Source organism: Mesorhizobium sp. M1A.F.Ca.IN.020.04.1.1 (assembly GCF_003997315.1).
Lineage (GTDB): Bacteria > Pseudomonadota > Alphaproteobacteria > Rhizobiales > Rhizobiaceae > Mesorhizobium.
Genome location: NZ_RZSN01000078.1, coordinates 1 through 25888 on the forward strand (window position 1 = coordinate 1; position 25888 = coordinate 25888).

General features: G+C 63.4%; 24 protein-coding genes and 1 pseudogene. 21 read left to right on the plus strand and 4 right to left on the minus strand.

The window, feature by feature from the left end:
* The 4 genes from EOA49_RS17020 to EOA49_RS17035 all read left to right on the plus strand — a co-directional run.
* Nucleotides 1–388: pyrroline-5-carboxylate reductase dimerization domain-containing protein (locus EOA49_RS17020; protein ID WP_281058457.1), on the plus strand; the 388-nt coding region annotated here is incomplete at its 5' end.
* Nucleotides 389–743: 355 nt separating this feature from the next.
* Entirely contained in the window at nt 744–2246 is a 1503-nt protein-coding gene (locus EOA49_RS17025) for a family 16 glycosylhydrolase (RefSeq protein WP_095824587.1), read from the plus strand.
* A 21-nt stretch (nt 2247–2267) separates the two neighbouring features.
* Nucleotides 2268–4055, plus strand: a complete 1788-nt coding sequence (locus EOA49_RS17030) for a type I secretion system permease/ATPase (RefSeq protein WP_245460705.1) — start codon at nt 2268–2270, stop codon at nt 4053–4055.
* 3 nt (nt 4056–4058) lie between these two features.
* Nucleotides 4059–5378: an HlyD family type I secretion periplasmic adaptor subunit gene (locus tag EOA49_RS17035; protein WP_095801456.1), complete on the plus strand. Its 1320-nt coding sequence runs from the start codon at nt 4059–4061 to the stop codon at nt 5376–5378.
* Nucleotides 5379–5428: 50 nt separating this feature from the next.
* On the opposite strand, the gene EOA49_RS17040 is transcribed toward EOA49_RS17035, so the two are convergent.
* Entirely contained in the window at nt 5429–5959 is a 531-nt protein-coding gene (locus EOA49_RS17040; RefSeq protein WP_095801573.1) for a dihydrofolate reductase family protein, read from the minus strand.
* Between the two features lie 95 nt (nt 5960–6054).
* Nucleotides 6055–6945 (minus strand): LysR family transcriptional regulator, encoded by an 891-nt coding sequence (locus tag EOA49_RS17045; RefSeq protein ID WP_095801457.1) that lies wholly within the window; start codon nt 6943–6945, stop codon nt 6055–6057.
* Nucleotides 6946–7157: 212 nt separating this feature from the next.
* Here EOA49_RS17045 and EOA49_RS17050 point away from each other — a divergent pair, with 212 nt between their 5' ends.
* The 7 genes from EOA49_RS17050 (at nt 7158) to EOA49_RS17080 (ending at nt 13785) form a co-directional block, all read left to right on the plus strand.
* Nucleotides 7158–8093, plus strand: a complete 936-nt coding sequence (locus EOA49_RS17050; RefSeq protein WP_095801458.1) for a DMT family transporter — start codon at nt 7158–7160, stop codon at nt 8091–8093.
* Nucleotides 8094–8123: 30 nt separating this feature from the next.
* On the plus strand, nt 8124–8846 hold the full coding sequence (locus tag EOA49_RS17055) for a haloacid dehalogenase type II (RefSeq protein ID WP_095801459.1): 723 nt from the start codon (nt 8124–8126) through the stop codon (nt 8844–8846).
* A 214-nt stretch (nt 8847–9060) separates the two neighbouring features.
* A complete protein-coding gene (locus EOA49_RS17060) occupies nt 9061–9492 on the plus strand; it encodes a hypothetical protein (RefSeq protein WP_066993122.1) in 432 nt (143 codons plus the stop codon).
* Nucleotides 9493–9800: 308 nt separating this feature from the next.
* Entirely contained in the window at nt 9801–10637 is an 837-nt protein-coding gene (locus EOA49_RS17065) for an ABC transporter permease (protein WP_245460707.1), read from the plus strand.
* Nucleotides 10638–10650: 13 nt separating this feature from the next.
* Nucleotides 10651–11493 carry an ABC transporter permease gene (locus EOA49_RS17070; RefSeq protein ID WP_082953755.1) on the plus strand — a complete coding sequence of 281 codons (843 nt, stop codon included), beginning with the start codon at nt 10651–10653 and terminating at the stop codon, nt 11491–11493.
* Nucleotides 11490–12632, plus strand: coding sequence for an extracellular solute-binding protein (locus tag EOA49_RS17075; protein ID WP_066993114.1), 1143 nt, complete (start codon nt 11490–11492; stop codon nt 12630–12632). The genes EOA49_RS17070 and EOA49_RS17075 overlap by 4 nt, the downstream gene beginning before the upstream one ends.
* Entirely contained in the window at nt 12625–13785 is a 1161-nt protein-coding gene (locus tag EOA49_RS17080) for an ABC transporter ATP-binding protein (protein ID WP_127243266.1), read from the plus strand. The genes EOA49_RS17075 and EOA49_RS17080 overlap by 8 nt, the downstream gene beginning before the upstream one ends.
* A 36-nt stretch (nt 13786–13821) precedes the next feature.
* On the opposite strand, the gene EOA49_RS17085 is transcribed toward EOA49_RS17080, so the two are convergent.
* The gene (locus EOA49_RS17085) at nt 13822–14802 is read right to left on the minus strand and encodes a GlxA family transcriptional regulator (RefSeq protein WP_066993111.1); all 981 of its coding nucleotides are present in this window, start codon (nt 14800–14802) and stop codon (nt 13822–13824) included.
* A 199-nt stretch (nt 14803–15001) separates the two neighbouring features.
* Between EOA49_RS17085 and EOA49_RS17090 the strand changes: the two genes are divergently transcribed.
* The 10 genes and pseudogenes from EOA49_RS17090 to EOA49_RS17135 all read left to right on the plus strand — a co-directional run bounded on the left by EOA49_RS17090 (nt 15002) and on the right by EOA49_RS17135 (nt 24874).
* Nucleotides 15002–15688 (plus strand): GntR family transcriptional regulator, encoded by a 687-nt coding sequence (locus tag EOA49_RS17090; protein ID WP_067321755.1) that lies wholly within the window; start codon nt 15002–15004, stop codon nt 15686–15688.
* Between the two features lie 160 nt (nt 15689–15848).
* Nucleotides 15849–16060, plus strand: a pseudogene (locus EOA49_RS33520) (diguanylate cyclase); the annotation flags it as partial.
* Nucleotides 16061–16288: 228 nt separating this feature from the next.
* Entirely contained in the window at nt 16289–17209 is a 921-nt protein-coding gene (locus EOA49_RS17100; protein ID WP_127240195.1) for a dihydrodipicolinate synthase family protein, read from the plus strand.
* Nucleotides 17194–18711, plus strand: coding sequence for an aldehyde dehydrogenase (locus EOA49_RS17105; RefSeq protein ID WP_127240196.1), 1518 nt, complete (start codon nt 17194–17196; stop codon nt 18709–18711). The genes EOA49_RS17100 and EOA49_RS17105 overlap by 16 nt, the downstream gene beginning before the upstream one ends.
* A complete protein-coding gene (locus EOA49_RS17110) occupies nt 18708–20039 on the plus strand; it encodes an FAD-binding oxidoreductase (RefSeq protein ID WP_127240197.1) in 1332 nt (443 codons plus the stop codon). The genes EOA49_RS17105 and EOA49_RS17110 overlap by 4 nt, the downstream gene beginning before the upstream one ends.
* Nucleotides 20040–20122: 83 nt before the next feature.
* Nucleotides 20123–20974, plus strand: a complete 852-nt coding sequence (locus EOA49_RS17115; RefSeq protein ID WP_127240198.1) for a glycine betaine ABC transporter substrate-binding protein — start codon at nt 20123–20125, stop codon at nt 20972–20974.
* A 77-nt stretch (nt 20975–21051) separates the two neighbouring features.
* Nucleotides 21052–22143: a glycine betaine/L-proline ABC transporter ATP-binding protein gene (locus EOA49_RS17120; protein WP_067321771.1), complete on the plus strand. Its 1092-nt coding sequence runs from the start codon at nt 21052–21054 to the stop codon at nt 22141–22143.
* Between the two features lie 15 nt (nt 22144–22158).
* Nucleotides 22159–23007, plus strand: a complete 849-nt coding sequence (locus tag EOA49_RS17125) for an ABC transporter permease subunit (protein WP_127240199.1) — start codon at nt 22159–22161, stop codon at nt 23005–23007.
* Entirely contained in the window at nt 23004–23864 is an 861-nt protein-coding gene (locus EOA49_RS17130) for an ABC transporter permease subunit (RefSeq protein WP_067321777.1), read from the plus strand. The genes EOA49_RS17125 and EOA49_RS17130 overlap by 4 nt, the downstream gene beginning before the upstream one ends.
* A gap of 11 nt (nt 23865–23875) precedes the next feature.
* Nucleotides 23876–24874 carry a 4-hydroxyproline epimerase gene (locus EOA49_RS17135; RefSeq protein WP_127240200.1) on the plus strand — a complete coding sequence of 333 codons (999 nt, stop codon included), beginning with the start codon at nt 23876–23878 and terminating at the stop codon, nt 24872–24874.
* Nucleotides 24875–25236: 362 nt separating this feature from the next.
* Here EOA49_RS17135 and EOA49_RS17140 read toward each other — a convergent pair.
* Nucleotides 25237–25888: EamA family transporter (locus EOA49_RS17140; protein WP_127243267.1), on the minus strand; the 652-nt coding region annotated here is incomplete at its 5' end.

Here is a 25888-nt window from a genome sequence, read left to right on the forward strand (position 1 = left end):
GGTGTTGACCGCGCGGCGCGCGATCTTCGGAGCCTGCGGCGTTGAGGATGAGGTCGGCAGCGAGCGCGACATCGACTATCTCACCGGGCTGACGGGCTCGGGGCCCGCCTTCCCTGCCCTGCTCGCCGAAGCGATGATGCGCGACGCCGTGGCCTTCGGCCTCAAGCCGGAGGTCGCGCGCCGCGCGGTCAACACCGTGCTCACCGGAACCGGCCGGCTGCTGGAGCTCAACGACGCTTCACCGGCCGATACGGTCGAGGCCTTTCTCGGCTATCGCGGCACGACAGCGGCCGCGATCGAGACGATGCGCGAAGCGGGCTTCGACCAGGCCGTTGCCAAGGGACTGGCGGCCGCGTTCCTGAAGTCGATCGCGATGGGCAAGGCGTGAGCCGACGACGCTGCCCTTTGAGCGCGGAATGCATCAGGCGAGCATCCGCCGGATCGGGCCCCGCCGCTCAGGTGAGTCGTGCCGCCTACGCGAACTCCTCGCGCCGCGATGCTTAATTTTTGATAAAAGAAATTAGTAATATTGTGTAAAACTGAGTGAGCCCTCGCGTGCAAATTGTATTAGGGCGTTCTCACTCTCTTTTCTTGCGAATAATTGATCGCCGAACGGCAAATTTTCTCTGTACTATTACACAATTCCTTGGAACGATACCCGGAATTACAAGTTGACCCGCTAGCGATCGGTTGAGTTCGCATGCCGATTCAAGCAAGCCGTGTATTGCGAGGAGGGTTGTCCGATGAGCAGCTTCGTCAATGCCGTAGGCGTTCCTCTCCCCTATAGCGGCTCGTCCAACCATTGGTACTCGGCGGCGGGGTCCGGACCGGACTTGTGGGGCACCTCCGGAAACGACACCTTCTATGGAGCTTCCGGCGTCAATGTCACCATGCACGGGAGCTACGGCGATGACATCTATTATCTCTATGCCGCGGGCAACAAGGTGGCCGAGGGCTATGGGGCAGGCATCGACACCATCAGCACATGGATGAGCTACACGCTTCCCGACAATGTCGAGAACCTGATCGTCACCAACGCCAAGAACTACGCTTTTGGAAACGACCTGGACAACATCATCACCGCCAAGGCCGGCCACCAGACGCTGGACGGCGGCAAGGGCAATGATGTGCTGATCGATGGCGGCGGCGGTTACGACACTTTCATCATCGCGAAAGGCAACGGAAGCGACCTGATCGCCAATTTTGCCGCGACTGACAGCGTCCGTCTCGATGGCTATGGGTTCACTTCCTTCGACGCCATCCACTCGAACATGATCCAGGCGGGACCGAACGTCATCTTGAACCTCGGATCCGGCGAGATCCTCATGTTCAAGGACACGACCATCGACAAGCTGCAGCCCAGCCAATTCCAGCTGCCGATCGACAAGTCCGACATGACGCTGTCTTTCAGCGACGACTTCAACGCGCTGAACCTCCACAACAGCCAAGGCGGCACGTGGGATACCAACTTCTGGTGGGGCGCGCCGAACGGCAGCACGCTCGCCACCAACAACGAGCTGCAATGGTATATCGACGCCAATTACGCGCCGACGAGCTCGGTCCACCCGTTCAGCGTGAACAACGGCGTGCTCACCATCACCGCGGCGCAAGCGCCGGCGGACATCAAGCCGCTGATCAACAATTACGAATACACGTCCGGCATCCTGACCACGCATGACAGCTTCTCGCAGACATACGGCTATTTCGAAATGCGCGCCGACCTGCCGGAAAACGCCGGCGCCTGGCCGGCCTTCTGGCTGCTGCCGGAAGACGGCTCGTGGCCGCCTGAGCTGGACGTCATCGAAAGATACGGCCAGACCCCGAACTCGCTTCTGATGACCGCGCATACGATGGAGACGGGTACGCACACCATGGTCGGGTCTACGGTGAATGCGATGGATACTGCCGGTTTCCACACCTATGGCCTGCTGTGGACGCCGGACAAGCTTGTCTGGACCTATGACGGCGTGCAGGTCGCGGAAGCGGCGACGCCCTCGGACATGGACAAGCCCATGTACATGCTGGTCAATCTTGCGATCGGCGGCCAGGCTGGCGCGCCGCCGGATCATCTTGCCACACCGGCTGAGATGAAGATCGACTACATCCGCGCCTATACGCTGGACGCTGTGGAGGCTAACCCCCTGATCGCCACCAGCAGCACCACCACCGCAACGCACAGCACTGCCACGCACAGCTTCGGCAGCAGCACGCTGCATCACGGTTCCGAGTTTGGGGGCCACGCTTAAGATTTTCAGGCGATCGGTTCGATGTCCCGGGATCATGCAGCGGCGGCCGATATGACTGCACCGTCGAGCCTGCGGGCGGTGTTCCTGCGCGCCGTCGGCGATGTCGGGCTCTTCTCGCTGCTGATCAACATCCTGCTTCTGGTGATCCCGCTTTATCTGCTTCAGGTCTATGACCGCGTGCTGCCCTCCTCCAGCGTCGAGACGCTGGTCTATCTGTCGGCGATTGCGGTTCTTGCGCTCGCTTTCCTCGGACTGCTGGACGCGATCCGCGCCGTCTACACGCAGCGCGTCGCGGCCGCCGTCGACAGGAAGCTCGGGGCAAGGACATTCGCCCTCTCGCTGGCGCCCAAATATGCCGGCGGCCTGTCGCCGCTGCGTGATCTCGCCTCGGTCTGCGCCTTCGTCCGGTCGCGCGGCGTGGCGGTGCTGTTCGACCTGCCCTTTGCGCCCGTCTTCCTCGCTTTGCTCTATCTGATCCATCCGGTGCTGTTCTGGGTGACAGTCGCCGGCGCGGTGCTTCTGCTCGTCCTTGTCGTCGCGAACCAGCTCGCCATTGGCCGGAACGATGCCATGTCCGCGGAACGCTCGGCGTTGGCGAGCCATGCGGAACAGGTCTTTGCCCGCAATGCCGAAACGCTGCGCGCCATGGGCATGGTCGAGAACGCCGCTCGGGTCTGGGGGCGGCATGTCGGGGCAGCGCTCACGCTTTACGACCGTTCCTCGAGCGCCAATGCGATCTTCAGCGGCGCCTCGCGGGCGCTGCGCATGATGCTGCAGCTGGCGATCCTCGGCGCCGGCGCGTGGCTGGTGCTCGAGGGGCAGATGACGGCGGGTATGATCTTCGCCTCCTCGCTGGTGTCGTCGCGCGCGCTGCAGCCGCTCGACCAGTTGATCGGCGCCTGGCGGCAAATCGTCGAGGCAAAGCGCGCCTGGAAGCGGCTGGAGACGGCGCTTGCTGCGCATCCGGCTGGGAAGCGGAAACTGGCGCTCCCCGATCCATTAGGCGCGATTTCGGTGCAGGACGTTTTCTTCATGGCGCCGAACGCGCAGCCCGGCACCGAACCTATCCTCAAGCGGCTGAATTTCCAGATCGGCGCCGGCGAAGCGGTGGCGATCGTCGGGCCGAGCGGCGCCGGCAAATCGACGCTGGCGCGGCTGCTTGTCGGTGCCGCGCAGCCGACCGGGGGCGCAGTGAGGATCGACGGCGCCGACCTCAGGACGTGGGACGAAAAACAGCTCGGGAGACAGATCGGCTACCTGGCGCAGGAGGTGGAGCTCTTTCCCGGCACGATCGGCGACAATGTCGCCCGCTTCGACGCGCAGGCAGAGGACGCCGCGATCGTCGAGGCCGCCAGGCGCGCCCAGGCGCATGAGTTGATCCTGGCGCAGCGCGACGGCTACCAGACGATGATCGGCCCTTCCGACAGGACGCTCTCGGGCGGCGAGCGGCAGCGGATCGGGCTGGCGCGCGCCTTCTACGGCAACCCGCGCATTCTCGTGCTCGACGAGCCCAGTTCCCATCTCGACGGCAGCGGCGAGGCGGCGCTCGAAGTGGTGCTGGTCGCCGCGCGGGCGGCCGGCGTCACGATCCTCGTGATCACACATCGGCCGTCCATCGCAACGGCCTGCGACCGCGTGATGGTTCTGCGCGGTGGTGTGATCGAGGCCTTCGGCCCGAGCGCCGAGGTGCTGCGGCGGTCCACTGTCGATAGAGGCGCCGGCAACGCCCCGGCCGCCCAGCAGGGCACGGTGGTGACCGGATCATTCGCGCCGATGATCCGCACGCACGGCATCCGCTTCGGATCCTAGACGATGACGATCGAGAGCCTTGCCTGGGATGGACAGCCGCGCACCGACTTCCGGCGCGTGGCCTTCATAGGATATGCGGCAATCGCGCTCTTTGCGGGCGGCTTCGGCTATTGGGCGGTAAGCGCGCCGCTGTCCGGCGCGGTAATCACGCAGGGCACGATCTCGGCGACGGGCGGCAACATCCTCATCCAGCAGCCCGAGGGCGGCATCATCCAGCAGCTGCTGGTCCGCGAGGGCGACCGCGTGCAGCAGGGCCAGGACCTCATCCTGCTCGACCGGACGGCAGCGCAAGCCGAGCTCAACCGTCTGACCAGGCAGTCGATCGCGCTCAAGGCGAGCATGGCGCGGCTGGAGGCGGAGCGCGACGGGCTGGACAGGCTCGCGCCGATCACCGAGGCAGCGCCGGCGCCGTTCCAGCAGGATTTCCAAAACCTCATCCGCGAGCAGCAGAAGGAGTTCGACGCCAGGCTCGCCCGGTTCCGGTCGGAGCAATCGATCATGGCGCAGCGGGTCGCCATGCATCGCGAGTCGGTCGTGGGCTTGAACGCCCAGAAGCTCGCCATCCAGCAGCAGGCCGATGTCGTGAAGAAGGAGCTCGGCATCAAGACAGGCCTGCTCGACAAGGGCCTCACCAACCGTACCGAATATTCGCAGTTGCTGCGCTCGGAAGCCGATCTGGTCGGCCAGGCCGGCGCGCTGGAGGCCAATCTTGCCGGGGCCAACAGCCAGATCGTCGAGGCGCAGGTGCAGGTCGAGCGGCTGACCACGCAGCGCGTGGAGGAAGCGCTGACCAAGCTCGACGAGGTGCGCACCAACCTCGCCGACATCGAGGAGCAGATCAGGGCAGCCGAAGCGGTGCTTCAGCGCACGACGATCAAGGCGCCGGCGGCAGGCATCGTGGTGTCCTCCACCTATAATTCGAAAGGCAGCGTGATCGCGCCCGGCGAAAAGATCATGGAGATCCTGCCCACCGCATCGGGCCTCAACGTCGATGCCAAGCTGCGGCCGAAAGACGTCGATCAGGTGCGCGTCGGCCAGCCGGCGAAGCTCAGGCTGTCAGCGCTCAACACGCGGCTGACGCCAGAGGTATCGGCGACCGTGACGCAGATCTCGGCCGACCGGCTGATCGACCAGGCTACCCACGAACCCTATTTCCGCGCCAAGCTGAAGATCGCCGACGCGCTCCCGCCCGGCGTCAAGCCGGAGCAACTCTATCCGGGAACGCCGGTCGAAGCCTTCATCAACACCGGCGACCGGACCTTCTTCGAGTATCTGGCGCGGCCGATGGTGGATTCGTTCGCCCGGGCGTTTGCGGAGAGGTGAGCGGGCGCTCCGCGCGACGCGACGGCGCCCTCCGTCGGGGAGTTGCGTGCCTACGCGGGAACATAAGTCAACCTGATCGCTTCCTCCCCGATCAAATCACTGGCCACGAGCCGGAGCCGCGGCCGGGGGCCGGCGAAGAATGGCTTTCCGTGACCAAGCACGACGGGATGGATGTAGAGACGATACTCATCGATAAGCCCGAGGTCGGTCAGGCTTCGCGCCAGGTCCGGTCCGGAAACGGCGATCTCCCCAGCGAGCCGAGCCTTCAGGTCACGTATCATCTCCGCCAGGCCGCCTTCGACAAGCGTGGCGTTGGGGCCAACGGACTGCAGCGTGCTCGACACGACCCACTTCGGCTGGCTCCGCCACGCCGTCGCGAATTCGCGGAGCTCAGGGGTCCACTCGGAACGGTCCTCGTCCCAGTAGCGCATGACCTCGTACATGCGACGGCCGTACACGCTGCCCGTCAGGCCGCGCACTTGCTCTATCCAGTGACGAAACAGCGCGGGATCGGGCGCAAATGCCTCGTGGTCGACATAGCCGTCCAGTGACTGATTCATTCCGAAGACGAGCTTCGCCATGCTAATTCCATCCCAGCATTCTTTCAGGATACCAGTGAATCGCGCCGCTGCGTGCTCTGTGACGGCCTTGTCACGCTCCTGGCCAGCACGATTGTTCAAACGGCGATCTGAAGCGCCCCGTAGCGTTTGACTTCGGCTTCGATCTCCCTGACCAAAGTCTCCAGCGCGGGATTTCGGGAGTTGCGTGCGCGCCTGATCACATAGGCCAGGTCCGGCGGCTTGGGGAAGTGTTTGTCGACGATCTCCATGCCGGGTTGCAGGTGCCGCTGGCTCAAGAGCGCGACGCCGAGCCCGGAGGTCACGCCGGCGACGATCCCGGCTGCGCTGGAGCATTCGAACACGGTCTCGAACACCGTTCCCTCGTCCTGCCCAAGATCGAGGCCCCAGCGCCGATAGAAGCAGTTCTCGTCGAAGGACAGGAACGGGATCGGCTTTTCCTTCGACAGGACCAGATCCGGCGACTTCACCCAGTGCAGCGTCTCGCGGTAGAGGACGATGTCGGCAGGGCGAACCTCGTGCTGGAACAGCTGGACGATCGCGGCGTCAAGGGCCCCCTGGCTGAGCTGCTCCCGCAAGACGAGGCTCATGCGCACTTGCGTACGGACGCTCACCTCGGGATGAAGCCTGCGGAACCGGCCAAGAATGCGCGAGAGATCCGTGCAGGTCGTATCCTCGGTCATTCCCAGCGCGATCTTGCCTTGCAGCGTGCTTTTCGAGAGGCTCAGTACCGCCTCGTCATGAATTCCCAGGATGCGCCGCGCATAACCCAGGAGATCGTGCCCGGCCGTGGTGAACAGCGGCGCGTTTGGCTTCCGGCTGAGGATTTCGCAGTCGAGGCTCGCTTCCAGCCGCCTCATCTTGTGGCTGACGGCCGATTGCGACAAACCCAGAACCTCGGCCGCACGGGTGACACCGCCATGTTTCTCGATCGCGACCAGCGCCCGCAGGGCATCGACATCCAGGCGGCGGCTCATAATTCCAGCCATGACAATCCTCGCTCGCAATGAAAGCACCGCGCCAAACCTCTGACACAGAGCGGGTTTTCGGGCAAATATTTATGTCATTGTTCGTAGCTGTTTCATGAGCCTATCGAAATTTGTCATGTGCAAGGCAGCGAGTGTGCAGCCATAAGTCTGCGCCAGACAGCGCTGGTGATCCGCTTCAGGAGCATGGCGCACCGCTCGAATAAAGACAGCCCATGACGCTTCTGCAGAACAAGCCTCATCCTCTGGTATGGCCGACCGTGGCGGCAGCCCTGGTCCTAAGCTGGAGCTCCGGCTTCGTCGGCATCCGCTACGCCAGCGAGAACGCCGACGTCATGCTGGTCCTGTTCTGGCGGACTTTTTTGTCCGGACTTATCCTTCTGCCATTTGCTCTTTTGATCGGGCAGCGCATCAGCGGGCGCGCCTTGGCGCAGCAGATGGCGTTCGGCGTGGCGACGATGTTCCTCTATCTAGGCGGATTCGCCCTTGCCATCGGCCAGCGCGTTCCGACCGGCCTTGTCGCGCTGATCTCCGATCTTGTCCCTCTCGCCATCGCGGCGCTGTCGCAGCCCATTCTCGGCCACCGGCTGAGCGCAAGACAATGGATCGGAACAGCCCTGGGCGTAACGGGCGTCCTTATCGTCTCCCTGGACAGCCTCAGTCTCGGCAAAGCACCGGTCTGGGCCTATGTCCTCACGATCGCTTCCATGCTGGTGTTCGCCCTGGCGACCGTGGTGCAGAAGCGGATCAGGACGATCGATATGCCCATCCATCAGAGCTTGTGCATTCAATGCCTGACGGCGGCGATCCTTTTTGCCGCCTGCGCCGAATGGAACGGCGGCCTGACACCGCCGCTCGATGGGCGTTTCCAATTCGGCATGGCGTGGCTGGTGCTGTTCTCGACCTTCTTCTGCTACGGCGTCTACTATATGAGCCTGCGTCACTACACCGCCGCACAGGTCAGCAGCGTGGTCTATCTCAGCCCGCCGGTGACGATGCTCTGGGCGTGGCTGATCTTCGGCGAACCGCTATCGAGAGCGATGTTCCTCGGCCTGGCGGTGACCCTGTTCGGTGTCTGGCTCACGGCATCGAGGAGCGCTGCATCGAAGGACGAGGCGCGTTTGAGCTCATGCGAGCAGCCTGCCGGATAATCACGCGACACCAACAAGGAGTGCAATTCCATGAAGCTGACCGATTTCAAGGCCCTGACCTTCGACTGCTACGGCACGCTCATCGACTGGGAATCGGGCATGATCGAGGGCCTGAAGCCGCTGACAGAGCGCGCCGGGCGCCGTTTGAGCCGCGACGAGATCCTCGAGGCGCATGCCCGGCACGAATCCAGCCAGCAGAACTGGACTCCGGCAAGACGCTACCGCGACCTTCTGCCGATCGTCTACAAGCGGCTTGCCGAGGAATGGGGCGTCGTCGCCACCGCAGAGGAATGCACGGCCTATGGCGAAAGCGTGAAGGATTGGCCGGCCTTTGCCGACTCGGCGGAAGCCTTGCGGTATCTCAAGCAGCACTACAAGCTGATCATCCTTTCCAACGTCGACAACAAGAGCTTTTCGTTCAGCAACAAGAAGCTCGGCGTCGACTTCGACGCGATATACACGGCAGAGGACATCGGCTCCTACAAGCCCTCCGCCCGCAACTTCGACTATATGCTCGAAAAGCTGGCGATGATCGGGGTGGAGAAAAGCCAAGTCCTGCACACTGCCGAAAGCATGTTCCATGATCACGCTCCCGCCAATCGCGTCGGCCTGGCATCGTGCTGGATCTATCGCCGTCACGCCGACCAGGGCTTCGGCGCCACGATGCACCCCGGCGACATGCCAAATGTGGACTTCCGCTTCGACAGCATGGCCGACCTCGTCAACGCGCACAGGCAAGAATTGGGCGCCTGAGTCCGCAGCGCGCGGAGGAGGCGCTGACCGAGCCGATGAGACCCCGAGATAGCTACACGACGCTACGCCGCCTGCTTTCGTGGCGTCCTCTCGCAACCGGATTCAATCCGCCAGCCTTGGAACCAAAAGACCTGCGAGACTGTTCAGCTATCGTTTCATACAACGCTGACGTGCCCTGCCGGTTGGGCAATCGGCGCTTTCGAGGAGTCTCACCATGTCCAGAATTCGTTCAGCCGCGATTGCGGTCATCGCCGCTGTCGGCGTGAGCTTTGCCAGCGCTGCTCACGCCGACAGCGGCACGATCCGCTTCTCGATCTATAAGGCGGCCTTCTTCATCGGCGGCGCCGGCGGCGAAGGCACGCTGACCTTCCGTGGTCGCAACTATCCCATCTCGATCGGGGGCATCTCGGGCGGCCTCGCCTTCGGGGCTTCCAAGACCTATTTCAAAGGCACAGTGCGCCACATTCGCCGCGCCCGCGACGTGGCGGGAGTGTACGGCGCAGCGGGCGGCGGCGGCGCGCTCGGCAGAGGCGCTCAGGTGATCGTCATGACCAACGACAAGGGCGCCGAGCTCCAGCTCACAGGCCGGCAGGTAGGCCTGCAGATCAATGCCGATCTCAGCGGCATGACCATTGGGCTGAAATAAGGGGCGGTCAAAGCGGTCATTCCCTCCGCCAATTGGCGCTACCTGATCCAGCCGCACCGAGTGTCCGGTAGAATGGGAAGGGCCCGATGTCGGGCCCTTTCCCTTGCTTGCCTGGACTGTTTGCGTGGAGGCACGGCACGACGCGATCGCCAACAGTCGGAGGCTCTCTGGCTCAATCGCCGCCTGTAGACATCGCGCTCCCAATCACCCAATCTGAGCTGCGGGAACAGAAGCGCTTCAAAGAAAGCGCGGACCTTCGGGTGCGCATGAAAAATCGATGGACCTTGTATGATCCACGGCTGGCCTGGATGCTTATCGCGCCGGTGCTGCTGCTCTTGATCTTCTTCCTGGTGCTGCCGATCGCCGTGATGTCGGTCTACACCTTCTTCACCTTCGTCACCGCCGGCGTGGAAACCAGCGCGCTGACAACCGCGAACTGGCACGAATTCCTCACCGACAGCTACTACCACGGCTTCCTGTTTAAGACGCTGCGGGTCGGCGCCATCACCGCGCTGCTCTGCGGCGTGCTCGGCTATTTTCCGGCCTATTTCATCTGGGCGACGAGCTTCAGGCACAAGTGGCTGCTGCTTCTCCTGCTCATCGTGCCGTTCTGGATCAGCTTCACCATCCGCACCTTTTCCTGGATCAACATTCTCGGCGAACAGGGCGTCATCAACGTGGCGCTCATAAAGTTGGGCATTGTCAGCGAGCCGCTGCCGATGCTCTACACCGAGGGCGCGGTGATCATGGGGCTGCTGCATTTCCTGCTGCCCTACATGATCCTCAACGTCTATGTCAGCCTGGAAAGCATCGACCGCACGCTGATTGCGGCAGCCCGCTCGATGGGCTGCACCAGTGCGCAGGCGTTTCGCGAGGTGACGCTGCCGCTTTCGTTGCCCGGCCTCGCGGCCGGCCTGCTGCTCTGCTTCGTGCTTGCCGCCGGCAGCTATGTGACGCCGCAGCTTCTGGGCTCGGGCCGCGACGCGCTGTTCGGCAATCTGATCTACGACACCATCATGAGCGAGCTGAACTGGCCGATGGGCGCCACGCTTTCGATCGTGCTGTTCGTCGTGCTCGGTTTCTTCGCCGCCATCTACACCCGCTACATGGGCATGTCGCAGATCGTCAAAGGCCTTGGAGGATGAGGGGATTGGGCGGATGAAGCCTGCACGCCGGAAAGAGGAAGGCAGATGGGCCTGGCGGCTGACTGGCTTCGTCACGCTCTGCGTCTACATCTTCATGTTCGCGCCGATTGCGGCGACCGTCATCCTGTCGTTCAACGCCTCGATGTTCGGCGGCTTCCCGATGACCGGCTTTTCGCTGCAATGGTACGGCAAGCTGATGGCCAATGAGGCGGTGCTGGCCGCGTTCCGAACGTCGCTGTGGATCGCCCTGGTCACTGCGGCCGCCACCACGGCGATCGGCGTCGTCACCTCGTTCGCGCTGGTGCGTTTCGAGTTCCCCGGCAAGCAGACGCTGAGCACGCTGGTGATCCTGCCGGCGCTGGTGCCCGAAACCATTCTGGGCGTCGGCCTCCTGGTGCTGATCAAGGCGGTCGACCAGCCGCGAACGTTGCTCCTCCTGGTGCTCGGCCATATTCTGCTCGCCGTGCCCTATGTGGTGCTGATCACCCAGGCGCGCATGGTGGGCATCCGGCGCGTCTATGAGGAGGCCGCGCTTTCGCTCGGCGCCTCGCGCTTCTCGTCCTTCCGCGAGATCACGCTGCCGCTGCTCATCCCGGCGGTCGTTGCCGGCGCGCTGCTCGCCTTCACCATCTCGTTCGACAACACCTCGGCCAGCCTGTTCTGGCGGCCGGCCGGCGTCGAGACCATGCCCACCCAAATCCTTTCGATGCTGAAGATTTCGATCAGCCCGGAGATCAATGCACTGGGCACGGTCATGATCCTGGTGACCGTCGGCATCCCGCTGATCGGCGGCATTCTCATGCAAAGCCTGACAAAATTGAGAAGACGAGGCGAACCAAAGGAGGAAGCAAAATGAAACTATCCACCACCAAACGGCTGGAACGGCTGCATGACCGCTACGTGAACGGCGATTTGAGCCGCCGCACCTTTCTGAGCCTGACCGCCGCCGCCGCGGCCTCGGCGGGCCTCTCCATGCCGTGGATGAGCCGCGCGCTCGCCGCGGTCGAGCAGGTGCGCTTCGACGGCTGGGGCGGAACCGTGCAGGAGGCGATCGACAAATACGCCTTCCAGCCCTACACAGCCAAGACCAAGATCAAGGTGGTCCAGGGCACGTTCGGCGACGAGAACGAGATCATCACCAAGATCAAGACGGCGAAGCCAGGCGACTTCCAGATCGTGCATTCGTCCGGCGTCAACTACTACATCAAATACGTCAATGCCGGCATGAACTCGGAGATCAACGAGGCCAACATTCCCAACATGGCGAATGTGCTGCAGCCGATGATCGAGCCGTTCCGCAAGCTGACGCCAAAGCTCTCGGCGGTGCCCTACGACTACGGCACCACCGGCATCGCCTACAACACCAAGGTGATCTCGCCCGAGGAGGCGAAGGAAAAGGGTGCCGGCCTGCTGCTCGACAAGAAATACGCCGGCAAGGTCGGCGGCTATGCCGACATGACCACCCGCGTCTGGTACGCGGCTTTGGCCACCGGACAGGATCCCAACAACATCAAGGACATGGATACGATCTGGGCCAAGGTGCGCGAGACGCGCGACCTCGCCAAGAAATTCTGGAGCTCCGGCGCGGAACTGATGGACCTGTTGTCCAAGGGCGAGATCGTGGTGACCGACGCCTGGTCGGGCCGCGTCGCCGCCCTGCAGGATCAGGGCCATCCGATCGGCTATCTCGATCCGGCGGGCTCCTATGCCTGGATGGAGGACATGCTGATCCTGAAAGGCTCGCCGATGACCGAATGCGAAGAGCTGATCAACTTCATGCTCGATCCGGCGACCTCGATCGCGGTGGCCGAGGGCCAGAGCTACCCGCCGTCGCTCGACCCGACCAAGGTGAAGCTAACTGAGAAGATCGAGAAGCTGCCGGCTTTCGACAAGACCGGCTCGATGAAGGCGCTGACCTTCGCCGATCCGGTCTACTGGGCGACCAACGAGGACGCCTGGACCAAGCAGTGGGACAGGATCGCGAAAGGTGCCTGACAGAAGCGAAGCGTCACTCAGCCCCCGGCCGGTCTCGGCCGGGGCACCCGGCACAGCTCCCAACATGAGTGCGGAGCAGCCAGCGGTCGAGTTCCGCGACATCGACATCGCCTATGGCAAGTTCGTCGCGGTGCGCGACTTCTCGCTGTCGATCCGCAAGGGCAGTTTCGTCACCCTGCTTGGGCCGTCGGGCTGCGGCAAGACGACGATCCTGCGCTCCATCGCCGGGCTGGTCGACATTTCGGGCGGCCAGATCATGATCGATGGGCGGCGGGTCGACGACGTGCCGATCTACAAGCGCAACATCGGCCTGGTGTTCCAGAGCTACGCGCTGTTCCCGCACAAGAGCGTGTTCGACAATGTCGCCTTCGGCCTGAAGTATCGCAACGTGCCGAAGCCCGAGATCGCGCGCAGGGTCGGCCAGGCGCTCGACATGGTGCGGCTGCCGGGCAGCGAGAAGAAGCTGCCCTCGCAATTGTCGGGCGGGCAGCAGCAGCGCATCGCGCTGGCGCGGGCCATCGTCTTCGAACCGCAGGTGCTGCTGCTCGACGAGCCACTGTCGGCGCTCGACGCCAACATGCGCGAGGAGATGCGCGTCGAGATCAAGAAGATCCAGAAGGCAACCGGCATCACCGCCATCTTCGTCACCCACGACCAGGAAGAAGCGCTCTCCATGTCGGACCGCATCGTGGTGATGAACGCCGGCTCGGTCGAGCAGATCGGCACGCCGGAGGAAGTCTATGAGCGGCCCGCCACCGCCTTCGTCGCCGATTTCCTCGGCAAGGCCAACATGCTTGCCGGCACCGTCAGCAGATCCGACGGGCAGATAGCGGTGACGCTTGCCGCCGGCCAGACCGTCCATGTAACGTCGCCGCAGCCGCTGGCGCCGGGCAGCAAGGTCACCGTGGTGGTGCGGCCGCAGAAATTGTCGGTCGTTGCCGCAGCCGGCACCAACCAGCTCTCCGGCCGGGTCGTCTCGACCTCCTATCTCGGCGGCAGCGCCATTTACGAGATCGACTTCGGCGGCAAGACGAGCATCCGCGCCAACGCGCCGATCAACGGCCGCATCGTCCGGGAGGGCGAGATCATCGAGGTCGGGTTCGATCCGAGCGGCTGTGTTTTGCTGGACGAGAACGGGCAGCGGATTTCGTAGCCTACCAAGCCCCTGTTCGCATCGGCCTTAAGGAATTCACTGCTTCGCCGCTTGAGCAGCCAAGCGGCCTGGATGCCTGAGGTTGGTCGGCGTGATGCCGGTGTGCTGACGGAATACCCGGCTGAAGTGCCCGGCATTTTCGAAGCCGCACCTGTAGGCGATGTCGCCTATCTGCAGGTCGCTGCCTTCCAGCAGCGACTTGGCGTAGTGAACCCGGAGCGCCAGGTACGCGGCCATCGGGCTTGTGCCCAGCTCGGTCGCGAAAAGACGCTCGAGCTGGCGCCGGGAGCAATTCAACCGGCTTGCGATCTCGGTGACCGATATCTTTTCCTGCAGGCTGCTTTCCATCAGCAGCAAGGCCCGTTTCACCGCACGGCTCGACGCTTCGGGAAACAGGTCGCCGACGGGCTGCACGTCCCGGATGTTGCGGATGCGATCGAGCACAAGGATCTTGGCGGCCTTTTCCGCCGCCTTCTGACCGATGAATTGCGACACGAAATAACCGGCGAGGTCTGCCGCGCCGGTGCCGCCGGCACATGTCGCGCGGCCGCGGTCGACCGAATAGAGGCTGTCGGCATGCGCATTCACATCGGGGAATTCGGCGCGAAAATCCTTGATGTGGAACCAGCTGACGGCGGCGCTGTAGCCGTCCAGCAAGCCGTAGCGGGCCAGCACGAAGCTTCCCGTGCACAGCGCGGTTATCGGCACGCCCTTGTCGGCGGCCCGCAGAAGGAACGCCTCCTTTTCAGCGCTGAGATTGCGGTTGGTGTCGAGCAGGCCTCCGACCACGACGACGTTGTCGAAGTCCTCCGGATTGCCGATCGCCTTGGTCGGCAGCAATTCGACGCCACAGCTCGCCCGGATCGGCAGGCCGCGCTCGCCGACGATCTGCCAGTCGAACTCCACCCTGCGGCTGCGATCGCCCTCATCGCCGGCGAGCCGCAGCGTGTCGATGAAAAGCGACAGCGGCGACAAAGTGAAATCGCGCACCAGGAGAAACGCAAACTTCTTGGCCATGCTTTGCGGACCTGTCCCTTGCGTTATCCGAAGCTCATTCAGACAAGATCGCCGTCCGGGCTGTCATTGTGCCACCGATCCATCCGGTCTTATATTGTGTACCAAGAAAATACAATCCGTTGACTCACTTGCAAGTGCATGCGACTCTTCCAACCGTGCCAGGTATGTCGATTGGCAGAGATGATTCCGAAGGTGCGCCATGAAGGGAAGCAAGGGCAGTCTCTATGACGATCTGAAACGTCGCATCCTGACAATGGAACTCGATCCTGACGAGGATCTGGACGAGGTGGCGCTGAGCGAGCGCTATGGCCTGTCGCGGACCCCTGTCAGGGAAATCTTCCGCCGGCTGGAGGGCGAAGGTTACATCGAGATCCGCGCGAACCGGGGCGCCAGGGTCGTTCCGATGAACCATTCGACCCTTCGGCAATTCTTCCTGGTCGCCCCCATGGTCTACGCCGCCATCGGCCGGTTGGCCGTGCAGAATTTCAAGCCTTCGCAGATGGTAGACCTGAAGGACACGCAGGAGCGTTTCCGCGCCGCCAGCAAGTCAGGCGACGCGCTTTCCATGGTGGTCGAGAACAACAGGTTTCACGAGATCATCGGTGAGATGTCCGCCAACGCCTATCTTCAGCCCAGCCTCGGCAGGTTGCTGATCGACCACGCCCGCATCGGCCATACCTTCTTCCGCCCACGCAATGACGACATGCGCAAGCGGCTGCAGACGGCGGTCGAACATCATGACGGCTTCATCTCGGCCATCGGCGCGCATGACGAGGATGCCGTCGTCGACCTGGTGTTCGAGCACTGGGAACTGTCGCGCGAGAACATGGAAATGTTCATCGCGCCGCAGGGAATGAAGGCGGACGCGCTGGTCGGCGATAACTGACGGCCGCTTAGGAAAGCGATTGCGGCCGGGATAGGAAGAACGCCTGCTGCCGGGCCCGGTGCCGGCAGCGAAATCTCCCGCTTAAGACGCAGATTCCGCGGCCGCCACCTCGGGGCACCGATCCGTCAGGCCTGTTCCAGCCAGACCTTTTGCACCGCCGATCGCCGAGGAAGGCAAGAAGGGCGGAACGCTTCGCCTCGGCATGGTCGTGAAGCAAAAAAAGGTCCGCGGGTCGAGATGGCCAATATCAGCCGCACCTGACTGGAGCCGCTGGTCAGGTACCCGCGAATTCACTTCACTTTCGAATCGGTTCTGCTGGAGAGCTGGGAGATCTGCGGCGACGCCACCGAATACCTGCTCCATGTCCGCAAATGCGCGACGGGCGCGCTCTCCAGAATTGTACTCGTGCCATATTTTTTATGTGTACGTAAATTATACAATCTGTTGACTCTCGGATGCTGACGTGCAATCTTGCGCGTTATCAAACGCGATCAACCGGTTTCGAGCGCTGCGAATCCCCGCTTGGGAATTCGCAGATGGCCTCCGTTTTGCCGAATGACGCATTGGTCGAAACGGCCACTCCATCGATGGAGAAATGTCTTGAAGTTTGAGGGCATCTACACGCCGGCGGTGACGCCGATCGGTCCGGACGGTCAGATCGATAACGCGGCCTTCGCCGACGTTCTCGAGTCACTCATCGAAGCCAAGGTGCACGGCATCATCGTTGGTGGATCGACCGGTGAATATTATGCCCAAAGCGCCCAGGAGCGCTTCGAGCTCGGTGACTATGCCAAGCAGGTGATCGGCACCCGCCTTCCGCTGGTCATCGGCACAGGCGCTACCAGGACCGAAGATTCGGTCGAATACGCCAAGGCGGCGAAGGAGATCGGCGCCGACGCGATCCTCGTCTCGTCGCCGCCATATGCCTTGCCGACGGAGCGCGAGAACGCGGTTCATGCGCTCACCGTCGACCGCGCGGCCAACCTTCCGATCATGCTCTACAACTATCCGGCCCGCATGGGCGTGATGATGGGCGAGGAGTATTTCTCCCGCGTCGGCAAATCCCGCAACATCGTGGCCATCAAGGAAAGCTCCGGCGAAATGGGCAATTTGCACCGGCTTGCCCGCAAGTTCCCGCACATCTCGCTTTCCTGCGGCTGGGACGACCAGGCGCTGGAATTCTTCGCCTGGGGCGCCAGGAGCTGGGTCTGCGCCGGCTCGAACTTCCTGCCGCGCGAGCACGTCGCGCTCTACCAGGCCTGCGTGCTCGAAAAGAACTTCGACAAGGGCCGCGCCATCATGAGCGCGATGCTGCCGCTGATGGACTTTCTCGAATGCGGCAAGTTCGTCCAGTCGATCAAGCATGGATGCGAGTTGATCGGCCTGAAGGCAGGCGGCGTGCGCGCTCCGCTGCGGCCTCTCAATTCGGAAGAAAAGCGATCCCTCCAGACTGTCGTCGCCACGCTGAAGCGGACGGTCGCCCAGATCACGTCGGGAGCAAACCAATGCATGAGCCTCTGACCGCCGCCGAATACAAGGCGCTCGCCGCCGAGATTCAATTCCCGACCAATGCCTTCATCGACGGAGCCTTCCGCCCGGCAAATTCCGGCAAGACCTTCAGAACGACCAATCCGGCGACCGGCGAGGTGCTTGCCGACATCGCGGCTTGCGACGCCAGCGATGTCGACTTCGCCGTGGCCAAAGCCAGGGAGGCCTTCGACGACGGCCGCTGGCAGCATCTCGCGCCTGGCGAGCGCAAGGCCGTCCTGCTCAAATTCGCCAAGCTTTTGGAGCGCAACCGCCACGAACTCGCGGTCATGGAGAGCCTCGACAGCGGCAAGCCGATCCGCGAATGCCAGACCGTCGATGTGCCGGACACGATCCATACCATCCGCTGGCATGCCGAGCTGATCGACAAGCTCTACGACAACACCGCGCCCGTTGGCTCGAAGGCGCTGACCATGGTCGTGCGCGAGCCGGTCGGCGTCGTCGGCTGCGTCCTGCCGTGGAATTTTCCGCTGCTGATGCTGGCCTGGAAGATCGGCCCGGCGCTTGCGGCCGGGTGCTCGGTCATCGTCAAGCCTGCCCAGGAGACGACGCTGACCACGCTGCGTGTCGCGGAGCTCGCCCATGAGGCCGGCATTCCGGCCGGCGTCTTCAATGTCGTGCCGGGCGGTGGCAAGGAGGTCGGCGAACCGATCGGCATGCATATGGGCGTCGACATGGTGGCCTTCACCGGATCGACGCCGACCGGCCGCCGTTTCCTGCGCTACGCGGCCGACTCCAACCTCAAGCGCGTCGTGCTGGAATGCGGCGGCAAGAACCCGGCCGTGGTTCTCGACGACGCCGAAGACCTCGATCTCGTCGCCGAACAGGTGGTCAACGGCGCGTTCTGGAACATGGGCGAGAACTGCTCGGCCACCTCGCGGCTCATCGTCGACGCCAAGATCAAGGACGAGCTGCTTGAGCGGATCGGCGCCTACATGCGCGAATGGAAGACCGGCGATCCGCTCGACCCTGAAAACCGCATCGGCGCTCTGGTCAGCAAGACCCATTTCGAGAAGGTGAAATCCTTCCTCGGCGACGTTAAGACCGAAAAGCTCTCGGTCGCCCATGGCGGCGCCACGCATAAGGGCGCCTATATCGAGCCGACCGTCGTCGACGGCGTCACGCCTGCGAGCCGCCTCTTCCAGGAGGAAATTTTCGGGCCCATCCTGTCGGTGACGACGTTCAACTCGCTGGGCGAGGCGATCGCGCTCGCCAACGACACGAATTACGGCCTGACCGCGTCCGTCTACACGGGGAGCCTGCGCAAGGCGATCAAGCTCTCCCGCGAGATCCGCGCCGGCGTCGTCACCGTCAACTGCTTCGGCGAAGGCGACGCGACGACACCGTTCGGCGGCTACAAGGAATCCGGCTTCGGCGGGCGCGACAAGTCGGTCTTCGCGCATGACAATTACTGCGAACTGAAGACGGTCTGGATCGACGTCTCCGACCGTTCGGTCGATGAGACCGTCCGGTGAGCGATCTCGTCGTCAAGCGGCTTCCGGCTGAATCCGGAATCTCTGGCTGGGAGGCGATCAGCAGACGCTGCTTCCCCGTCCGCACGCTCGACGGCGACATCAAGGCCGACTGGCTGATCATCGGCGGCGGCTTTGCCGGCCTCTCCGCCGCCCGGCGGCTCGCAAAGCTTCGGCCGGGCGACAGGATCGTCCTGCTGGAAGCCGGAGAGGTCGCCAAAGGTCCCGCCGGCCGGAATTCCGGCTATATGATCGACACCCCGCACAATTTGTCGTCGGGCGAATATTCCGTCGCCGGTGAGGCCGAAACAAAGGCGGAGATCGCCGAGAACCGCTTCGCGATCGCCTTCGCCGCCGAGGCGGCCGCGGAATACGCAATGTCCGCGCGCACCTTCGATCCCTCGGGCAAGATCAATGCCGCGGCGACCGAACGCGGCATGACACTCAATGCCAATTACGGCCGCTCGCTCAAGACGATTGGCGAAGGGCATCGCTTCCTCGACGCGAGCGACATGCGGGAAATCACCGGGTCGTCCTACTATCTCGGCGGCCTCTACACGCCCGGCGCCGTGATGATCCAGCCTGCCGACTATATCCGGGGGCTCGCGGCGGGGCTCGCACCGAAGGTCGACATCTTCGAGCACTCGCCGGTGCTCAAGCTCACCCGGGCCGGAAGAGCCTGGAAGGCGGTGTCGCGCACCGGAAGCGTCACCGCGCCGAAAGTCATCCTCGGCGTCAACGGCCATATCGACGATTTCGGTTACTTCCGCGGCCGCCTGATGCACATCTTCACCTATGCATCGATGACCGCCCCATTCACCGCGAAGTCGACGGGCAAGGAGCGGTGGGCATTGCTGCCGGCCGATCCGATGGGCGCCACGGTCCGGAAGATAACCAACGACGGGCTCTCGCGGATCGTGATCCGGACCCGGTTCACCTATGACTGGCCCGTGCGGGTCAGCGAGAAGCGCTTGGCCGGCATCGCCGCCGAGCAGCGGACGTCACTCGATGCCAGGTTTCCGGACCTCAAGGATGTGCCGTTCGAATATGTCTGGGCCGGACGGCTTTGCCTCAGCCGCAACCACGTGCCCGCCTTCGGCGAGATCGAAGACGGCCTTTATTCGGCGTGCTGCGAGAACGGCCTTGGGACCGTGAAAAGCACGCTCGCGGGCATCATGGCCGCGGATCTCGCGACCGGCACCCGGTCGAACATGCTCGACAAATATACGGATCAACCCCAACCCGCGCGGCTTCCTCCCGAACCGTTCGCGTGGATGGGCATCAACACGGTGATCCGTTTGCAGGAATTGCGTGCTGGCCGCGAGGGATGAGTTCTCGCCGCGCAATGTGAAGACCGAGCAGACCGCGAAGTCTTCGAACGGGAATGGAAACGGAAACTAAGGAGTGAGGAAACATGAAGACGTTGTGGAAAGCGCTCTGCGCTGCCGCGATGGTCGGGATGACCATGCTGTCCGCTCAGGCGGAAGAAAAGACAATCACCGTTGGCACGATGTCGTGGGAGGATCTCACCCCCATCACAGGCATCACCAAGAAGGTGCTTGAGGACGCCGGCTACACCGTCAAGGTGGTCGATTTTTCCGAATGGGGCATCGCCTACGCCGCATTGACCAAGGGCGACATTCAACTGCTCGCCTCGCAGACGGACTATGTCGCGCAGGACTACTGGGACAAGAACAAGAAGCGCCTCGAGAAGATCTCTCCGGTTTCGCACGGCCTCTACCAGGCGATCGCCGTGCCGAACTACGTGACCATCGATTCGACCGAGCAGCTCAACGACAACGCCGACAAGTTCGGCGGCAAGATCGTCGGCATCGAGCCGGGTTCGGGCCTGATGCGCGACGCCGCCAATGCGGTCAAGGGATACGGCCTGAAGCTCCAGCTGGTCGAAGGCAGCACCGCCGCGATGACCGCCGCGCTGAAGTCGGCCGTCGACCGCAAGGAATGGATCGCCGTCACCATCTGGGAGCCGTCCTGGATGATGCAGAAGTATCCCGTGAAATTCCTCAAGGATCCGAAGGGCATCTTCCCGCCGCCGCAGAGCTACTACTGGATTGCCAAGAAGGGCTTCTCGGCCGACCATCCGCATGCCCGCGAGGTCATCGCCTCGGTCTATGTGCCGCTCGCTGATATTACCGCCATCAACGGCGCGGTCAGCGACGGCAAGAAGATGGATGAAGCCGTCAAGGCCTGGACCGACGCTCACGCCGATCTCCTGAAGCGCTGGGAAAACATCAAGGGCGAGTAATCACACCAACGGCGGGCCGCCGAACCGGCTGCCCGCCTCCAAACACGATAGCCATTTGGTGGCCCATGGGGAAGGCAATGAACATGACCGTGAATGCCCCCAACGAAGTGTTGGTCGACTGCAAATCCGTGTGGAAGGTGTTCGGGAGCCGCGCCTCGGCCGCGGTCAAGGCGATCTCCGAGCGCGGGCTCTCCAAAAAGCAGGTGCTGCAGGAGTTCAACTGCGTGGTCGGTGTTGCCGACGCTAGCCTCCAGGTCCGCCGCGGCGAGATCTTCTGCATCATGGGCCTCTCGGGAAGCGGCAAGTCGACGCTGATCCGTCTGCTTAATCGCCTGATCGAGCCGAGCCTCGGCAAGATCACGGTCAAGGGAAAGGAGATCGCCAAACTCAATGCCACGGAGCTGCGCGACATGCGCGCCCGCAATATCGGCATGGTGTTCCAAAGCGTGGCGCTCCTGCCGCACCGCACGGTTCTGGAAAACGCCGGCTTCGGCCTCGAGGTGCGCGGCGTCGCCAAGGAAGAACGCAACAAGATCGCCCGTGCTGCCCTCGGAAAGGTCGGGCTCGCCGATTGGACATCGCGCTATCCCTCGGAGCTTTCCGGCGGCATGCAGCAGCGCGTGGGCCTCGCCCGAGCCTTGGCGGCAGACCCGGAAATCATCCTCATGGACGAGCCTTTCAGCGCGCTCGACCCGCTCATCCGCCGTCAGTTGCAGGACGAGTTCCGGCAACTGACGAAGTCGCTCGGCAAGTCGGCGGTCTTCATCACGCATGATCTCGAGGAAGCCATCCGCATCGGCGACCGTATTGCTATCATGAAGGACGGCGTCATCGTCCAGGTCGGGACGGCTGAAGACATCGTGACAAAACCCGCAGACGATTACGTCTCCGATTTCGTGGCGGGCATTTCCAGGATTCACCTGGTCAAGGCGCACTCCGTGATGACGCCAGTGGGCGAATACAAGAGTGCGCAACCGCATAGCGACGTGAACGCCCTGCCCCAAACGTCGCCCGAGGCCGACATCGGCGCGCTCATCGACCTCACGACCCAGTCCGATCGCGATGCGGTCGCGGTGGTCGAGGGCGAAACGGTCGTCGGCGTCGTCACCATCCGCGGCCTGCTGCGCGGTGTCGCCGGCAAGCCTGCGGGGGAACTCGTGGCGGCATAGCTCGGGAGGAGCACTATGGACATCTCGACCATTACCGACACGTTCGACAGTTGGACCGACACGGCTCTCGGCTGGATCAGCGACAATGGCGACTGGCTGTTCGAAACGCTGAGGGCCGGGCTTGAAGGAACCTATGACGGCGTCCTGTGGCTGCTGCAGCTCGCACCGTTCTACCTGATCGCGATGGTCGCGGCGCTGCTCGCGTGGCGACTGATCAATGCCCTCGCCGGCGTTCTCGCCGGGCTTGCCCTGGTCTTCTGCGCGGTCATGGGGCTCTGGGCCGAGACCATGAGCACGCTCGCCCTGGTGATTACCGCCACCATATTGGCGCTGCTCTTCGGCATTCCGATCGGCATCGTGGCGGGTTTCGGCAGGGCATTCGACCGTTTCCTCGAGCCGATACTCGACCTGATCCAGACGCTGCCACCCTACATCTATCTTCTTCCGGCGATCGCGCTGCTGGGTTACGGACCGGCGACCGCGCTCGTGGCCACTTTCATCGTCGCGATGCCTCCTGCCATCCGGCTCACTGCGCTGGGCATCCGAATGACGCCGCGCGAATTCGTGGAGCTGGGACACGCGACCGGCCTGACCCCTTGGCAGATGTTCGTCAAGATCAGGCTCCCCTTCGCCATCCCGAGCGTCATGGCGGGGATCAACCAGAGCCTGATGATGGCCTTCGGCATGGTCGTCATCGCCGGCATCGTCGGTTCGGGCGGTCTCGGCGAGACGATCTATTCGGCCGTGCGCACGCTCGACATTGCAACCTCTATCAACGCCGCCATCGCCATCGTCATACTGACCATGGTGCTCGACAGGCTCACGCAAAGCGCGGCCAGCCGCGCCAAGGGAGGCGCAAGATGAATTTCGATCTGCTCCGCTTTTCGCCGGGGGGTTATCTTGCCCCCGCGGTGGATTGGCTGAACACCAACTTCCATCCGTTTTTCGACGCCGTGGCCAAACTGATCGAGGCGGTGCTCAGCGGCATCGAAGTCGCCCTGCTCTACCCGCCCGCCTATGTGACGATCGTCTTGGCCGTTGCTCTGGCCTTCTTTCTCGTCGGCACCAGGGTTGCCGTCGTGACGGCCGTTGCGCTTCTCTTCTGCCTGCTGGCCGGCTTCTGGGCCGCGTCGATGCAGACGCTGGCGCTGGTGACGGTGGCGGTGATCATCTCGGTGTCGATCGCGTTCCCGCTCGGCATCCTGGCATCGCGCTCCAAGAATTTCGAGGCCGCGATCCGGCCGGTGCTGGACATCATGCAGACGGTACCGCCTTGGGTCTATCTCATCCCAGCCGTCATGATCTTCAGCCTCGGCCGCGTGCCGGCGATCATCGCGACGATCGTCTACGGCATACCGCCGATGCTGCGCCTGACGACGCTCGCCTTCAACCAGGTGCCGAAGGATCTTCTGGAGCTTGGCCAGGCCACGGGGGCTTCGCCGCGATCGATCCTGTTTAAGATAGAAATCCCCTCCGCCACGCCCACCCTGCTGGTCGGCCTCAACCAGTGCATTCTGCTCTCACTGGCTATGGTCGTGCTGGCCGGCCTCGTCGGAGCGGGCGGCCTCGGCGCGGAGGTGACGCGGGGATTGACCCGCATGGAGATGGGGCTCGGCCTGCGGGCCGGCCTGTCGATCGTGGCGATCGCCATCTTCCTCGACCGGCTGTCGAGGGGCGCGCTGGAGCGCAGCCGGGCACCCGGTGCGGCCAAGCCTGCCTGAACGGAGAGATCATGCGCCGCAGCTTCTTCTGCATCGACGCCCACACCTGCGGCAACCCGGTTCGGCTGGTCGCCGGCGGCGGACCTTTGCTGCCGCACGCCCCGATCGCCGAGCGACGCGAGCTCTTCGTGCGCGAGCATGACTGGATCCGGCGGGCGCTGATGTTCGAACCGCGCGGCCACGACATCATGTCGGGCGCCATCATCTATCCTGCGTATCGGGAGGACTGCGATTTCGCCGTCATCTTCATCGAGGTCAGCGAATGCCTGCCGATGTGCGGCGCCGGCACGATCGGCCTGGTTACGGCGGCGCTGGAAGAAGGGCTCGTTACGCCGCGCATCCCGGGCAGGCTGTCGATCGAGACGCCGGCGGGAAGAGTGGACATCCAGTACGAGAAGCCGGGCGAATTCGTGGACTCCGTGCGGATGTTCAATGTCGCCAGTTATCTGCATGCGGCCGATGTCGGCGTCCATGTTCCAGGGCTCGGCCGGCTCGTGGTCGACATCGCCTATGGCGGCAATTTCTACGCGGTGGTCGAGCCGCAGGAAAACTGGCAGGGTCTGGAGGGCATGTCGGCCAGCGACATCGTCGACCTCAGCCGGCGTCTGCGCGACGCGTTGGCGACTGTCTGCAATCCGGCCCACCCCGAGGACGAGAGAATAAGCGGCGTCCACCACGCCATCTGGTGCGACAAACCCTTGGGCAGCGATGCCGACGGCCGCGGTGCGGTCTTCTACGGCGACAAGGCGATCGACCGTTCGCCGGGCGGCACGGGAACGTCGGCGCGCATGGCGCAACTTCGCGGCAAGGGCCGCCTGAAAGTCGGCGACAGCTTCCGCCAGGAAAGCCTGATCGGCACTGTCTTCGAGGGCCGTGTCGAGGCGGAGGTTGACGTTGGCCCTTTCAAAGGCATTCGGCCAAGCGTCGGCGGATGGGCGCAAATTATTGGCCACAATACGATCTTTGTGGACGACCGCGATCCGTTGGCCCACGGATTCCAGATCAGGTAGGCGCTTGCTTCGCTGCCTTGTCGTGGCCTCGGTCGTCCGAATGGCCGAGCATGCGAAGCACACGGCCGATATTTACCTAAGCTGGCCAGTCTGGCCATCGTCCTTAGGGATGCGTTTCAATTGTATTAGCATTAGCGCATATTTCTATCAGCCGGTGCCCTCTTAGCGAAGTCCCCGTACTAGGTCCCCGCCGGTTAGGCCCGGTGGCCCTTGCCTTTCGCCACCAAACCCACAAGGGCTCCGGGCCGCTCCCGTGTCAGGGTGTCGACAGACCGTGTCATTCGAACCCCGAAGGACATCGGGCATGGGAGATCGACCGCGCCGATGCGGTACACGCTTTCCTTGCACTTGCCATGACCGGGCTAGGCGACGCGAGCCGCATGCGGCTTCAGCATCGTGGCAAGCACGATGCCGGCGACGATGAAGGCGGCGCCTATGAGATCGTAGTCATGCAGGCTCTCGCCGAGCAGCAGATAGGCGAGGATGGCGACGAACATCGTCTGCAGATAGAGCAGCATGCTCGCCCGGCTGGCGCCGAGCGTCGCCACGCTGCGATTGTAGAGATAGTACATCAGGGCGCCGCCCGGGCCCGCCAGATAGGCGAGCGCGAGCCAGCCATGGGCGTTCAAGGCGGAGCGCTCGTCGTTGACCAGTTCCCACAGATGGAAAGGCAGGGCGACGAGCGCGCCGGCGCCGAGCAGGAGCACCACCAGCGGCAACAGCTCGATGCCGAATTTGGACCGGCGCACCAGCACGGTGTAGAGCGCCCAGCAGAACGCGCTGCCGACGATCCACAATTCACCCAGATTGAACTGGAGCTGGAGCAGCGCCGTCAGGTCGCCATGCGCGACGATCACCAGCATGCCGGCAAGCGCAACCACCGCGCCGAGCGCCTGCCAAAGCCCGAGCGGCTCGCCGAGCACGAAACGCGCGAGCACCATCGTCATGACCGGGGACAGCGCCATGATGGTGCCGGCCGTGGTCGCGTCGGTGTCGGCGAGGCCGCGGTAGATC

Bases quoted from the DNA above. Each gene is read 5' to 3' on its own strand.
- EOA49_RS17075 (WP_066993114.1), top strand. From the start codon at position 11,490: ATGAAACTATCCACCACCAAACGGCTGGAACGGCTGCATGACCGCTAC.
- EOA49_RS17035 (WP_095801456.1), top strand. From the start codon at position 4,059: ATGACGATCGAGAGCCTTGCCTGGGATGGACAGCCGCGCACCGACTTC.
- EOA49_RS17070 (WP_082953755.1), top strand. From the start codon at position 10,651: ATGAAGCCTGCACGCCGGAAAGAGGAAGGCAGATGGGCCTGGCGGCTG.
- EOA49_RS17060 (WP_066993122.1), top strand. From the start codon at position 9,061: ATGTCCAGAATTCGTTCAGCCGCGATTGCGGTCATCGCCGCTGTCGGC.
- EOA49_RS17030 (WP_245460705.1), top strand. From the start codon at position 2,268: ATGTCCCGGGATCATGCAGCGGCGGCCGATATGACTGCACCGTCGAGC.
- EOA49_RS17050 (WP_095801458.1), top strand. From the start codon at position 7,158: ATGACGCTTCTGCAGAACAAGCCTCATCCTCTGGTATGGCCGACCGTG.
- EOA49_RS17115 (WP_127240198.1), top strand. From the start codon at position 20,123: ATGAAGACGTTGTGGAAAGCGCTCTGCGCTGCCGCGATGGTCGGGATG.
- EOA49_RS17085 (WP_066993111.1), bottom strand. From the start codon at position 14,802: ATGGCCAAGAAGTTTGCGTTTCTCCTGGTGCGCGATTTCACTTTGTCG.
- EOA49_RS17125 (WP_127240199.1), top strand. From the start codon at position 22,159: ATGGACATCTCGACCATTACCGACACGTTCGACAGTTGGACCGACACG.
- EOA49_RS17025 (WP_095824587.1), top strand. From the start codon at position 744: ATGAGCAGCTTCGTCAATGCCGTAGGCGTTCCTCTCCCCTATAGCGGC.
- EOA49_RS17045 (WP_095801457.1), bottom strand. From the start codon at position 6,945: ATGGCTGGAATTATGAGCCGCCGCCTGGATGTCGATGCCCTGCGGGCG.
- EOA49_RS17130 (WP_067321777.1), top strand. From the start codon at position 23,004: ATGAATTTCGATCTGCTCCGCTTTTCGCCGGGGGGTTATCTTGCCCCC.
- EOA49_RS17135 (WP_127240200.1), top strand. From the start codon at position 23,876: ATGCGCCGCAGCTTCTTCTGCATCGACGCCCACACCTGCGGCAACCCG.
- EOA49_RS17105 (WP_127240196.1), top strand. From the start codon at position 17,194: ATGCATGAGCCTCTGACCGCCGCCGAATACAAGGCGCTCGCCGCCGAG.
- EOA49_RS17040 (WP_095801573.1), bottom strand. From the start codon at position 5,959: ATGGCGAAGCTCGTCTTCGGAATGAATCAGTCACTGGACGGCTATGTC.
- EOA49_RS17120 (WP_067321771.1), top strand. From the start codon at position 21,052: ATGAACATGACCGTGAATGCCCCCAACGAAGTGTTGGTCGACTGCAAA.
- EOA49_RS17055 (WP_095801459.1), top strand. From the start codon at position 8,124: ATGAAGCTGACCGATTTCAAGGCCCTGACCTTCGACTGCTACGGCACG.
- EOA49_RS17090 (WP_067321755.1), top strand. From the start codon at position 15,002: ATGAAGGGAAGCAAGGGCAGTCTCTATGACGATCTGAAACGTCGCATC.
- EOA49_RS17065 (WP_245460707.1), top strand. From the start codon at position 9,801: ATGCTTATCGCGCCGGTGCTGCTGCTCTTGATCTTCTTCCTGGTGCTG.